Origin of the sequence: Pseudomonas sp. GM74, assembly GCF_000282455.1 — a bacterium.
GTDB lineage: Bacteria > Pseudomonadota > Gammaproteobacteria > Pseudomonadales > Pseudomonadaceae > Aquipseudomonas.
In genome coordinates this window covers 1-12,181 of record NZ_AKJG01000175.1, presented here as the reverse complement: position 1 = coordinate 12,181, position 12,181 = coordinate 1, and the positions used below count along the sequence as shown (strand labels likewise).

Annotated in this window: 14 protein-coding genes; 8 read left to right on the top strand and 6 right to left on the bottom strand. The window is 61.5% G+C overall.

What is annotated here, in order from left to right; all coding sequences use genetic code 11:
• The 3 genes from PMI34_RS29485 to PMI34_RS00120 all read right to left on the bottom strand — a co-directional run.
• A partial coding sequence (locus tag PMI34_RS29485) for a hypothetical protein (RefSeq protein WP_008054300.1) occupies positions 1-205 on the bottom strand: 205 nt, incomplete at its 3' end.
• A gap of 136 nt (positions 206-341) precedes the next feature.
• Positions 342-1,097 carry an HvfC family RiPP maturation protein gene (locus tag PMI34_RS00115; protein ID WP_008054299.1) on the bottom strand — a complete coding sequence of 252 codons (756 nt, stop codon included), beginning with the start codon at positions 1,095-1,097 and terminating at the stop codon, positions 342-344.
• Positions 1,090-1,932, bottom strand: coding sequence for an HvfB family MNIO-type RiPP peptide maturase (locus PMI34_RS00120; protein ID WP_008054298.1), 843 nt, complete (start codon positions 1,930-1,932; stop codon positions 1,090-1,092). Before PMI34_RS00120 ends, PMI34_RS00115 begins: the two co-directional genes overlap by 8 nt.
• 356 nt (positions 1,933-2,288) lie before the next feature.
• Here PMI34_RS00120 and PMI34_RS00125 point away from each other — a divergent pair, with 356 nt between their 5' ends.
• On the top strand, positions 2,289-3,335 hold the full coding sequence (locus PMI34_RS00125) for a class I SAM-dependent methyltransferase (protein WP_032829955.1): 1,047 nt from the start codon (positions 2,289-2,291) through the stop codon (positions 3,333-3,335).
• Between the two features lie 124 nt (positions 3,336-3,459).
• Positions 3,460-4,302: an NAD-dependent protein deacetylase gene (locus PMI34_RS00130; RefSeq protein WP_008054296.1), complete on the top strand. Its 843-nt coding sequence runs from the start codon at positions 3,460-3,462 to the stop codon at positions 4,300-4,302.
• A gap of 114 nt (positions 4,303-4,416) precedes the next feature.
• On the opposite strand, the gene PMI34_RS00135 is transcribed toward PMI34_RS00130, so the two are convergent.
• Positions 4,417-5,319, bottom strand: a complete 903-nt coding sequence (locus PMI34_RS00135; protein WP_008054294.1) for a LysR family transcriptional regulator — start codon at positions 5,317-5,319, stop codon at positions 4,417-4,419.
• Positions 5,320-5,494: 175 nt separating this feature from the next.
• Here PMI34_RS00135 and PMI34_RS00140 point away from each other — a divergent pair, with 175 nt between their 5' ends.
• From PMI34_RS00140 to PMI34_RS00150, 3 genes are read left to right on the top strand one after another with little or no spacing between them, the layout of a single operon-like run.
• Complete coding sequence (locus tag PMI34_RS00140) at positions 5,495-6,193, top strand: CoA transferase subunit A (protein WP_008054292.1); 699 nt, start codon at positions 5,495-5,497, stop codon at positions 6,191-6,193.
• Between the two features lie 36 nt (positions 6,194-6,229).
• Positions 6,230-6,895, top strand: coding sequence for a CoA transferase subunit B (locus PMI34_RS00145; protein WP_008026717.1), 666 nt, complete (start codon positions 6,230-6,232; stop codon positions 6,893-6,895).
• 11 nt (positions 6,896-6,906) lie between these two features.
• Positions 6,907-8,088, top strand: coding sequence for an acetyl-CoA C-acetyltransferase (locus PMI34_RS00150; protein ID WP_008054291.1), 1,182 nt, complete (start codon positions 6,907-6,909; stop codon positions 8,086-8,088).
• 296 nt (positions 8,089-8,384) lie between these two features.
• Here PMI34_RS00150 and PMI34_RS00155 read toward each other — a convergent pair whose 3' ends face one another.
• Positions 8,385-8,915, bottom strand: coding sequence for a chalcone isomerase family protein (locus PMI34_RS00155; RefSeq protein ID WP_008054288.1), 531 nt, complete (start codon positions 8,913-8,915; stop codon positions 8,385-8,387).
• Between the two features lie 166 nt (positions 8,916-9,081).
• On the opposite strand from PMI34_RS00155, the gene PMI34_RS00160 reads away from it, so the two are divergent.
• From PMI34_RS00160 to PMI34_RS00170, 3 genes are all read left to right on the top strand, one after another.
• Positions 9,082-9,888, top strand: coding sequence for a hypothetical protein (locus tag PMI34_RS00160; RefSeq protein WP_008054286.1), 807 nt, complete (start codon positions 9,082-9,084; stop codon positions 9,886-9,888).
• Positions 9,889-9,985: 97 nt separating this feature from the next.
• Positions 9,986-10,657: a glutathione S-transferase family protein gene (locus PMI34_RS00165; protein WP_008054285.1), complete on the top strand. Its 672-nt coding sequence runs from the start codon at positions 9,986-9,988 to the stop codon at positions 10,655-10,657.
• Between the two features lie 134 nt (positions 10,658-10,791).
• Positions 10,792-11,358 carry a hypothetical protein gene (locus tag PMI34_RS00170; RefSeq protein ID WP_008054284.1) on the top strand — a complete coding sequence of 189 codons (567 nt, stop codon included), beginning with the start codon at positions 10,792-10,794 and terminating at the stop codon, positions 11,356-11,358.
• Between the two features lie 3 nt (positions 11,359-11,361).
• Here PMI34_RS00170 and PMI34_RS00175 read toward each other — a convergent pair whose 3' ends face one another.
• The gene (locus PMI34_RS00175) at positions 11,362-12,078 is read right to left on the bottom strand and encodes an alpha/beta hydrolase (RefSeq protein WP_008054283.1); all 717 of its coding nucleotides are present in this window, start codon (positions 12,076-12,078) and stop codon (positions 11,362-11,364) included.
• Positions 12,079-12,181 lie beyond the last annotated feature (103 nt).

Sequence of the window (12,181 nt, the reverse complement as noted above, 5' to 3'; positions counted from 1 at the left end):
GCTCCCACAGAAGAGCAAAGGCAGAGCGGCGTACACCCCGCTTTTCACCACTCATCAGGCCGAGCGTTAGCTCGCCTGCAGCTCTTGATCTTGATCTACCCGCCCCCTCGGGAGGCCTCGTTCCAGTGTTCATCCGGGGATGGGCGCGCAGCTCTTTCGGGATTTTCGGCAGCTCTCGCAATGCGGGTTTCTTCTTGGTTGGCATACATGCACCTCTTACTCATGTTATGCCCGAACACAAAATTTCTGACACCCCCTAAGCCGCCGTTACCGCAGAAACGGATATGTACTCAATCAACATAGAACCTGGTCGGCCCAAAGGCCGCCAAGGTCAAAGTAGATCAAACAACCCCAACAACCCCTTCCTCACGCATCTGCCGCAACAACACCAACCCACCTTCCAGAAACCCCGAATCCCCCACCGCCCCCGCCTCGACCGCCAATCCTTGCAGCTGCTCACGCCCAGTCAGCTCTGGAAACTCGCCAATCCGCTGCAACAACCGCCACGCTAACGGACTCAACTCGGAAAACTTCACACTCCAGCCCTCGGCGCGACGCACCAGCAACAACGTCGGCTGAGCAGGTAAAGCGTCAGGCTGATAATCCGGTCCCACTTGCTGCACCGGCCAGGCATACGCCAACGGCCAAGCCAGCGGCGACACTTGCAACGGCCGATCCAGCAACGACCCGGCATCGCCCGTGACCAAAGGCTCGGCCTCGGACTGTTGCAGCGCCATTTCCACCCACTCGTAATGCGCCAGCTCCACCATGAAAGGTGGCCACGGTCCACCGGTCAACGCCTCAGGCCCGGTCGCGAGGAACTCGACAAACTCCTGAGCGATCTCACCAAATTTCGGCGTGCGGGCACGGTAGTCCCGCAGAAAGATCCGCACCAGCGAGCGCCAGCGTTCATCACCCAGAATCCTCACCAATACCGGAAAGGTGCCACTGAGCAGTGAACACAGGTTGGCGAACACCAGGTCGCGGTAAACCTGTGCCCGCACCGGGTCCATTTCGGTGGGTGGCGCGCAATGCTCGGGGTCTCGCAGATACTGGCCCATGATGCTTTGCTGTTGGTGCAGCGAATGTTTATCCACGGTTCACGCCCTCCTGTTGCAAGCGGCGAATGGTCTGCAATTCCGCCACCAGCTCGGCGAATGCCGGAAAGTTGAAGTCCCGCTCAAGCAAGGTCGGTTGTGCGCCGAACCGGGCATACGCCTGCTCCAGCAACGACCACACCACCGGTTTGACCGAAGCGCCATGGGTGTCGATTTTCAAGGTGTCGGACTCGTCGAAATGCCCGGCAATGTGCATGGCCACCACCCGGCCCGAATCGATGCCGGCGAGAAACGCCTGCGGATCGAAGCCGTGGTTGATCGAATTGACGTAGACGTTGTTGACGTCCAGCAGCAGGTCGCAGTCGGCCTCCCGCAGCACGGCATTGGTGAATGTCACCTCGTCCATGTCCTGTTGGGGTGCGGCGTAATAGGAAACGTTTTCCACCGCCAGGCGCCGACCAAGGATGTCCTGGGCCTGACGGATCCGCGCAGCGACGTGGCGCACCGCTTCTTCGGTGAAGGGCAACGGCAACAGGTCGTACAGGTGACCGTCATCACTGCAGTAACTCAGGTGCTCGCTGTACAGCGGCACGTTGTAGTGATCGAGGAAGCTGCGAACCTCTTGCAGAAAATCGACGTCCAGCGGCGACGGCCCACCCAGGGACAGGGACAAGCCGTGACAGGACAACGGATAGCGTTCAGCCAGGGCCCGCAATGCAGCGCCGTGGGCGCCGCCGATGCCGATCCAGTTTTCCGGCGCGACTTCCAGAAAGTCGAAATCGCCCGCCGGCGCAGCCTGCAGGTCTTTCATAAAACCGCGGCGCAGGCCCAGGCCGACGCTGGCCTTGGCTTCTGGGGGAATGGAGGTCTGCATGGTGTCGATCTCACAAGATGTTCAAGGACGCGAGCCGGTGCCCGCCATGAGACACAGTTAATCGAAGGGGTGTATCGGGACTGTGTTCGGCTGGGGCCGGAATAAGAGGTCACTGTGTCAAAAAGGGGGCTGGATACAGTGGGATACACACGATCCTTGCGGGCACTGCCGATACCCGTGTCGGTCAGGGAAAGTTAGCTTTCGTCGCTCAACGCGGCGCTGTATGGCCTGCGAACTAAACTGAATGCACACAGGACCCGCTTGGTGCCCTGTACATTCCCACGACCACCGCCCAGCGGCGAACGCCTCGCCAGACAATGCCCCTGGACCGTGATCCTGCTGAAGGAGCACAGATGATGGACGAGGCCAGACTCAACGATTTCATGGGCAAACTGGTGAATGACATGGGCGGCGCGGCGATGCTCGCCAACGTCATTCTCGGCGAAGAGCTCGGCCTGTACCGGGCGATGGCCGACAGTCAGCCCATCACCCCCGAAACCCTTGCCGAGAAAACCGGCTGCAACACTCGCCTGCTGCGCGAATGGCTCAGCGCCCACGCCGCCTCAGGCTACATGGAACACCGTGACGGCCAGTTCCGCCTCCCCGAAGAGCAAGCCATGGCTCTGGCAAAAGAAGACTCACCGGTTTATGTGGCGGGCGGAATCGGCGTGGTCGCGTCGTTTTTCCATGACAAGGACAAACTGGTCAACGCCATGCGCGGCAACGGTGCCCTGCCCTGGGGCGATCACCATCCGTGCATGTTCAGCGGCACCGAACGCTTCTTCCGCCCCGGCTACAAAGCCCATCTGGTCGCCGAATGGTTGCCGGCCCTCGACGGTGTGGTGGCCAAACTGGAAGCCGGAGCCAAAGTAGCGGACATCGGCTGCGGCCATGGCGCTTCGACGGTGATCATGGCCCAGGCGTTTCCGGATTCGCGCTTCGTGGGTTTCGACTACCACGCGCCGTCCGTTACCGTTGCCATCCAACGGGCCGAAGAAGGAGGTGTGTCCGGGCGAGCCAGGTTCTTCCAGGGCACGGCCAAAAGCTACCCTGGCAGCGACTACGACCTGATCTGCTATTTCGACTGCCTGCATGACATGGGCGACCCGGTGGGCGCGGCCAAGCATGCCTATGAGTCGTTGAAGGACGACGGCACCGTGCTGCTGGTCGAGCCCTACGCCAACGATTTGCTCGACGACAACGTCAACCCGGTCGGACGCCTGTTCTACGCGGCCTCGACCTTCATCTGCACGCCCAACTCGCTGTCCCAGGAAGTCGGCCTCGGTCTCGGCGCCCAGGCCGGTGAGGCGCGGTTGCGCAAGGTGTTTAGCGAGGCTGGATTCACGCACTTCCGCCGGGCCACGGAAACGCCGTTCAACCTGATTCTGGAGGCGCGTAAATAGTTCCCGCCGCCATCTCTGTAGGAGCGAGCCTGGTCTGGACGACGTTCCGACGATGGTGTGTCAGCTATATTGATGTCGACAGACACGCCATCGCGAGCAAGCTCGCTCCTACAGGTTTCCCGGCATGCTCGACCGTCAGACCCGTGACCAACTCGATCGCCTCCATCAGCTCATGGCGGATCAGCCGTTTGCCGTGCTGACCGGTGCCGGTATCAGCACGCCCTCGGGCATCCCGGATTATCGTGACAACCAGGGCGTGCGGCGTGGCCGGCAGCCGATGATGTACCAGGAGTTTCTCTCGGCCCCGGAGCCCCGGCGACGCTATTGGGCGCGGGCGATGCTCGGTTGGCCGAGGGTGCGTCTGGCGCAACCGAACGTGGCCCACGACACCCTGGCTCGATTGCAAGGCACGCGGCAGATCAGCGGGTTGATCACCCAGAACGTCGACACCCTGCACGACCAGGCCGGCAGCCGTGACGTGATCGAACTCCACGGCAGCCTGCACCGGGTGTTGTGCCTGGATTGCGGCCGGCGCAGCGAGCGCGATTCGATCCAGCGTCTGATGGAAACACAGAACCCGTACCTGGCCGGCGTCGACGCGGTGCAGGCGCCGGACGGCGACACCTTGCTCGACCCGGCCTTCGAGGCACGCTTCAAGGTCCCCCGCTGCCCGCATTGCGCCGGGGAACGGATGAAGCCGGATGTGGTGTTCTTTGGCGAGAACGTCGCACAGGCCACGGCGGCCAAGGCGATGGCCGCCGTCGAACAGGCTGCAGGACTGCTAGTGGTCGGCTCGTCGCTGATGGCCTATTCGGCGTTCCGCTTGTGCCGAGCGGTGGTGGATCAGGGCAAGCCGTTGATTGCGATCAACCTGGGCAAGACCCGGGCCGATGAGATGCTGGATTTGAAGATCGAGGGTTCTTGTGAGCGGTTGTTGCCGTTATTGGCCGAACGTCTCTCTTCCTGATCAACACAAAACTCTGTGGGAGCGGGCTTGCTCGCGAAGAGGGCGGCACATCCAACATCTTTTTTGCCTGACCCACCGCTTTTGCGAGCAAGCCCGCTCCCACAGGTATTGTGATCAGTTCATGGAGAAACGCTGCCCAAGGTTTTCCTCTTTCAGCACATCAAACAACGCCTGCGCCGCCGCCGACAGCTCCCCCCCCGGCAACGTCAGCACCCCCAGCGCCCGCTCCACCACCGGGTCGCGCAAGGTAATGCAACGCGCCCCCAGTTCACGCATCTGCCCGGCACACAAGGCCGGCACCGCGCTCACGCCAAGACCACTGGCGACCATGCGCCCGACCGTCGCCAGTTGATGGCTTTCAAACTCCACCGGCAACTTCATGCCGCGGGCCTGCAAGTGCTCTTCCAGCATCACCCGCACCGTCGACGGCCGCTGCAAGGTAATGAACGGCTCCTTGAGCAGGGTCTGCCAGTCGATATCATCGAGTTCGGCCAGCGCCGAATCCAGGGGCACCACCGCGACGAATCGGTCGATGTACAACGGCGTGAATTGCAGCGACGAGCTTTGGGTCGGTTCGAACGCCACCCCCAGTTCCACCTGGCGGTCACGGACCATTTCCAGCACTTGCTCGTTGATCACGTCATTGACCGTCACGTTGACATTCGGATAACGGGCGCGGAAGGTCTTGAGGATCGGCGGCAGCAGGTTGCCGGCGAACGACGGCATTGCCGCCAGGGTCACGCGACCGCGCTGCAAGGTGAAGCGCTGGCGCAACTCATCCTCGGCATTGTCCCAGTCGGCGATCAACCGGCGCGCCAGCGGCACCAGGGTTTCGCCTTCGGCGGTGAGCGCCACGTTGCGCGTGTTGCGGGTGAACAAGCGCCCGCCCAGGCCCTCCTCCAGCGCCTTGATGGTCAGGCTCAGAGCCGATTGCGACAGGTGCAGGCGCTCGCAGGCCACGGCAAAGCTCAGGCTCTGGGCCACGGCCAGAAAGGCACGGATCTGCTTGACGGTCATAGTCGCTTCGCTCCAGTTGTAAGCTACAAGCTTCAAGCTGCAAGATTAAAGCAGCGGTTTAATGAGCTTTATCAATCAATCAGATCTAAAAAACAACTTAACAAATTAATCTTGCAGCGAGACACTCCATTCCATTCGGCTAGCCAGCCGCCCACAAAGAATAAAAGAGGTGCATATGGCAGGTTTCGACAAGCGCGTGAGTTCCTACGAGGAAGCTCTGGCAGGTCTTGAAGACGGCATGACCGTGATCGCCGGCGGCTTCGGCCTGTGCGGCATTCCGGAGAACCTGATCAACGAGATCAAGCGCAAAGGTACTCGCAACCTCACCGTGGTTTCCAACAACTGCGGCGTCGACGGTTTTGGCCTTGGCGTACTGCTGACCGACCGCCAGATCAGCAAAGTGGTGGCGTCCTACGTCGGCGAAAACAAGCTATTCGAAGAGCAACTGCTCAAAGGCGAAATCGAAGTCATCCTGACCCCGCAAGGCACGCTCGCCGAGAAAATGCGCGCTGGCGGCGCTGGCATTCCAGCCTTCTTCACCGCCACCGGCGTTGGCACTCCCGTTGCCGAAGGCAAGGAAGTGCGCGAATTCCATGGCCGCAAGTACCTGATGGAAGAGTCCATCACCGGTGACTTCGCCATCGTCAAAGGCTGGAAAGCCGACCATTTCGGTAACGTGATCTATCGCCACACCGCCCAGAACTTCAACCCGCTGGCCGCCACCGCCGGCAAGATCACCGTGGTCGAAGTCGAAGAAATCGTCGAACCCGGCGAGCTGGACCCGACGCAGATCCACACCCCTGGCATCTACGTCGACCGGATCATCTGCGGCACGTTCGAAAAGCGCATCGAACAGCGCACCGTGCGTAAGTGATCCCCTGCCCCCGGACCGAATGAAGGAATAACGACAATGGCACTTTCCCGCGAACAAATGGCTCAACGCGTCGCCCGCGAAATGCAGGACGGCTTCTATGTGAACCTGGGCATCGGCATTCCGACCCTGGTCGCCAACTACATCCCCGAAGGCATGGAAGTCATGCTGCAGTCGGAAAACGGCCTGCTGGGCATGGGTCCTTTTCCTACTGAAGAAACCATCGATGCCGACATGATCAACGCCGGCAAGCAAACCGTGACCGCACGGACCGGCGCGTCGATTTTCTCCTCCGCCGAGTCCTTTGCGATGATCCGCGGTGGCCATGTCGACCTGACCGTGCTGGGTGCCTTTGAAGTGGACGTGCAAGGCAACATCGCCTCGTGGATGATCCCCGGCAAACTGGTCAAGGGCATGGGCGGCGCGATGGACCTGGTGGCCGGCGCCGACAACATCATCGTCATCATGACCCACGCGTCCAAGGATGGTGAGTCCAAGCTGCTGTCCCAATGCAGCCTGCCGCTGACCGGCGCCGGGTGCATCAAGCGTGTGCTGACCGACCTGGCCTACCTGGAAATCGAAAACGGCGCGTTCATTCTCAAAGAACGTGCGCCGGGCGTCAGCGTCGAAGAGATCGTCGCCAAGACTGCCGGTAAACTGATCGTGCCGGACCACGTGCCGGAAATGCAGTTCGCTGCCCAGTGAGGAATCATTCCATGCAAGAAGTCGTCATTGTTGCCGCCACGCGCACCGCGATTGGCAGCTTCCAGGGATCCCTGGCCAATGTGTCCGCCGTGGACCTGGGCGCTGCGGTGATCCGCCAGTTGCTGGCGCAAACCGGCCTGGACCCGGCCGAAGTCGATGAGGTGATCATGGGCCAGGTATTGACCGCCGGCGCCGGGCAGAACCCTGCGCGCCAGGCCGCGATCAAGGCCGGCCTGCCCTTCGCTGTACCGGCCATGACCCTGAACAAGGTCTGCGGTTCGGGTCTCAAGGCCCTGCACCTGGGCACCCAGGCAATTCGCTGCGGCGACGCCGAGGTGATCATTGCCGGTGGCCAGGAAAACATGAGCCTGGCCAACTACGTCATGCCCGGTGCCCGCACCGGCCTGCGCATGGGCAACGGGCAAATCGTCGATACCATGATCAGCGATGGCCTGTGGGATGCGTTCAACGATTACCACATGGGCATCACCGCCGAGAACCTGGCCGACAAGTACAGCCTGACTCGCGAGCAGCAGGACGCCTTCGCTGCCGCCTCGCAACAGAAAGCCGTGGCTGCCATCGAAGCCGGGCGCTTCGTCGATGAAATCACCCCGATCCTGATCCCGCAGCGCAAGGGCGACCCGCTGTCCTTCGCCACCGACGAGCAGCCACGGGCCGGCACCACCGCCGAATCCCTGGGCAAGCTCAAGCCGGCCTTCAAGAAGGACGGTTCGGTGACCGCCGGCAACGCTTCGTCGCTGAACGACGGTGCCGCCGCCGTAATCCTGATGAGCGCGGAAAAAGCCAAGACCCTGGGCCTGCCGGTACTGGCGAAAATCGCCGCCTACGCCAACGCTGGCGTCGACCCGGCGATCATGGGCATCGGCCCGGTGTCGGCCACTCGCCGTTGCCTGGACAAGGCCGGCTGGAACATCGACCAGCTTGAGCTGATTGAAGCCAACGAAGCCTTCGCCGCACAATCCCTGGCGGTGGCCAAGGACCTGGAATGGGACCTGGACAAGGTCAACGTCAACGGCGGCGCCATCGCCCTGGGCCACCCGATCGGTGCCTCGGGTTGCCGCGTGCTGGTCACCCTGCTGCATGAAATGCTCAAGCGTGACGCCAAAAAAGGCCTCGCCACCCTGTGTATCGGTGGTGGTCAGGGCGTGGCACTGGCGCTCGAACGGGCGTAAGCCCACAGCGTTCAACAGAGGGCGCGGGGACCCACGAAGATCCGTGACCGTCTGGAAAAACACCCGGTGCGATGCAAGTCGCACCGGGTTCTTTTTTGCCTGCGTTTTTTCAGGTGGACCGCATCATCGTTCTTCGCGAGCAAGCCCGCTCCCACAGGTTTTGTACTGTTCACAAAATGGAGCCACACCGCCAATCACTGTGGGAGCGGGCTTGCCCGCGAAGGGGCCAGTCCTGTCACCCCCAAAACTGCAAAATCAACCAACTGCTCGCCCCACTGATCACCACAAAGCAAAGTCTACGGAGCCATGCCCAGCAACTGCTGGCGCAATTCGGGGTTGCTGGTACGCGGATCGAGCCAGATGGCAAAAAATGCCTGGGCGAATTGCAGGTCCTTCACTTCACGCAATAACTGCTGGCCAAGAAAAAACCGCGCGCCCTGCCCCGGCAGATACACCCCGGTCAACCGCGTGCCGGCCTGCACATCGACGAACGACTGTTGCATCTGCGTCTGCCAGGACGCCAGTTGCTCGGCACTGACCGAGGTGCCAGAGAGTCGCTTGATTTCCCTGACGCTGGCGTTCACCAAATCTTCACAGGAAATGCTGCGCTGATAGATCAGCTCCAGGGCGAACGGTTGATCGCCCGCCAAGGGCCGCGACGTACTCCAGAGCCGCACGCTGTAGACGTCGAAGCCGTACTTGCGAAACTCCCCACTGCCGATGACTTGCGCACCGGGCAGCGAATCCTGCCAATTGGCCAGGGCCTGGCAGCTCAGCAAAACAAGCAGCCACAGACCATGGCGCAGCGGTAATCGTTGGCGGTTCATGCGGGTTGGCCTCATCGCGGGATGCCCAGAAAAACGTATGCGCAAAAGACCCATTTGGACATTTTTCTACGGGCCGTATTTTTGTATACAAAATCCGCATACAGATAAAGCAATCTACCCGACGCAATGTTACCGTTGCTACCTCACACAGGTCGGAGACGTGCGCGTGTTGATCCTCAAACTGCTGGTGATCCCAGGCTTCCTGCTGCTGATTTCCCTGGCTGGCAAACGCTGGGGGCCGAGCGTGGCCGGTTGGTTATCGGGATTGCCGGTGGTGGTCGGACCGATCCTGTTGTTCCTCGCCCTCGAACAAGGCCAGGCGTTCGCCGCGCAATCGGCCACCGCCGCGCTGTCGGCCATGTTCGCGATGATTGCGTTCTGCATAACTTACGCCCAGGTCGCACAACGGGCCGGGTGGCCGCTGGCGCTGGTGATCTCGCTGTCGGTCTGGGCACTGGTGGCGGTTGTCCTGTCGCTGATCCCGGCTTCCCTGGTGTTTTCGGTGTGTGCCGCCGCCACCGCGCTGCTCGCCGCACCGTACCTGTTCCCCACCGTGCAACCGGTGCTCAGTGGCCCGGCACCGAAATCCGACAAGCTCCTGTTGCGCATGGTGGCCGGAGCCTTGCTCACCCTGGTCGTGACACTGCTGGCCAGCACCGTCGGCGACCGCTGGAGCGGCCTGCTGGCGGTATTCCCGGTATTGGGCAGCGTGATGGCGGTGTTCTCCCAGCAAACCCGTGGCCCGGCCTTTACCGCCGCGCTGCTGCGCGCCACCGCCACCGGCATGTACTCGTTCGCCGCCTTCTGCCTGGTGTTGGCCCTGGCCCTGCCGACGATGGGGATGAACGCTTTTGTGCTGGGCATCGCGGTATCGGTGGCCATGCTGGGCGTGACCAAACGTCTGCTGGCGCGGCCGGCCAGGCCGGCGACGAACACTGAAGGAACCGTCAAAGCAACGAAACCCATTCGATAATTTCGCACGAGTAGAACAACAAGCTTGCACGTCAATCGAACGGGTTTGCTTCAACATCAGCCTCAGTTCCAACCCCTACCCGACTGAGGCCCGCACCATGAAATTCTTTTTCCACCCGTCACCGAACCCGATGAAAGTTGCCCTGCTGCTCGAAGAGCTGCAAACGCCTTACGAGCTGATCGGCGTCGACACCTTCAAGGGCGAGCAACACCTGCCAGCCTTTTTGGCGATCAACCCGAACGCCAAGGTACCCGCGCTGGTGGATGGCGATGCCACCGTGTTCGACTCCCAGGCGATCCTGCTGCACCTGGCACAGAAACATCAGCGCTTCTTGCCGAGCTCCGCTGCCGGCCAGGCCGAGATGCTGTCGTGGTTGATGTTCATCGGCACCGGCCTGTCGCCGTTCTCCGGCCAGGCGGTGCACTTCCTGCACCACGCACCGGAAGATCTGCCCTACGCGAAAAACCGCTATTTCAAGGAAGTCGAACGTCACTACCGCATCCTTGACGAGCGTCTGGCCGAGCATCAGTACCTGGCGGGCGACACCTACAGCATCGCCGACATCGCGTTGTGGGGCTGGGCCAACTACGCGCCCTATATCCTCGGCGAGAGCGGTCTGGCGGCGTACCCGAACGTCAAGCGCCTGTACGATGAAATCAGCGCCCGCCCGGCCGCCCGGCGTGCCCACGGCCTGAAAGAGAAACTGGTGCTAAAGACCGAATTCGACGAAGAAACCCGTCGCAACCTGTTCCCGCAAAACCAGGCGTAACCCGCCTGTTCCAGCCTTCGAGGGTGATGAAATGAGTGATCACTAAAGTGACCGCTCGGTAGAGCACACTGGAACGCATCGCAACCTCCATGGGATGATCGCGCCCCACCGCGCGTCCATCCCTGGAGATCCCGATGTCATTGTTGAGTAAAAAAGCCCTTGTCCTTCTGTTGGCCGTCGCTACCGGCCTTGGGGCTTTGAATGCGCAGGCCGCCAAGGCCACTTCCAGCAATGCGCCCGCCCACAAAGTCTCGATGCTCGGCAGCAAGTTCACTTTCAACCTGCCCAAGGGCTTCATCGCCAACCCGCTGCCGGCCAGCCCGGACGGTGCCAGCGGCACCCTGTACAGCAATGAAACCACCAAGACCGTGGTGATCGCCGCTGAAAACACCCTGCCCAACGGTGTCAGCGTCAAGGACAACGACGGCGTGTTCCTCGACGGCACCGTGGCCGATTTCGAAGCGGCGCAACACAAATCCCTGCCCGACTACAACAAGCTCAGCGAGAAAGCCCTGACCCGGACAACCGGGCTGGGTCTGCGCCAGATCGACGGCACTGCCACGCAGGGCGGTGGCATGACCCTCACCACCACGCTGATGGCGGCATCCGGCACTCGCATGGCGGTGATCCAGGTGATTTCCCGTCCCGGTGACATGGCGGCCCACGAAACCCTGGTCAAACAGATCGTCAACGGCAAATGAGACTCAGGGGTTGAGACGCTGCAACCAGGCGCTCAAATCCTGTATCTCGTCGGCGCTGATGCTGTGACCGACACCGGGGTAGGCGTGGAACTCGGGTTCGAGTGACACGCTCTGCAGCAGGCTGTTGGCTTCGGTACCGTCGCTCAACGGCAGGCGCTTGTCCTGTTCGCCATGACCGATGAAAATCGCCAGCGACTGGCGTTTTTCATCCGGTTGAAGCTCGGACTTGAGCACCGGCAGAATCCGCCCGCTCAATGCAGCGATCCCGCCGAGCGCCTCGGGATGCCGCAGGCCTGTTTCGTAGGACATGATCGCGCCCTGACTGAAACCGACCAGGAACACCTTCTCGGGTTCGGTGTGATATTTCTTCGTGGCCTGTGCGACAAAATCCAGCAGCAACTGGCCGCTGGACTTCAGATCATCGGTCTCGCCGTTGTAGGCCCCTTCGCCCTTCTTGCGAAACCACTGATAGCTGCCCGGCTCCATCACCAAGGGTGCCCGCACCGACAGGTAGGTGTAGGACGCGGGCAAGCCATCCTTGATGCCGAACAGGTCCTGCTCGTTACTGCCGTAACCGTGGAGAAAAATCACCAGGGGTTGATGGTTCGAATCGGCGCTGGCCTGTGCCAGGTACTTGAGCGGCAGGTCGGTTTGCAGCGGGTTTTGGGCGTGGACGGCGGTGGATACCAGGAACGTGAGCAGCGCGAGCATCTTCAACATGGGTCTTCCTTCACTGAATGCAGGATTCGGGGAAGAGCCTAACACTGGTCAGTAGGCGGGAACATCTCGGGCATGGCCGATGCCGCCTTCGTCGGAACGCCGC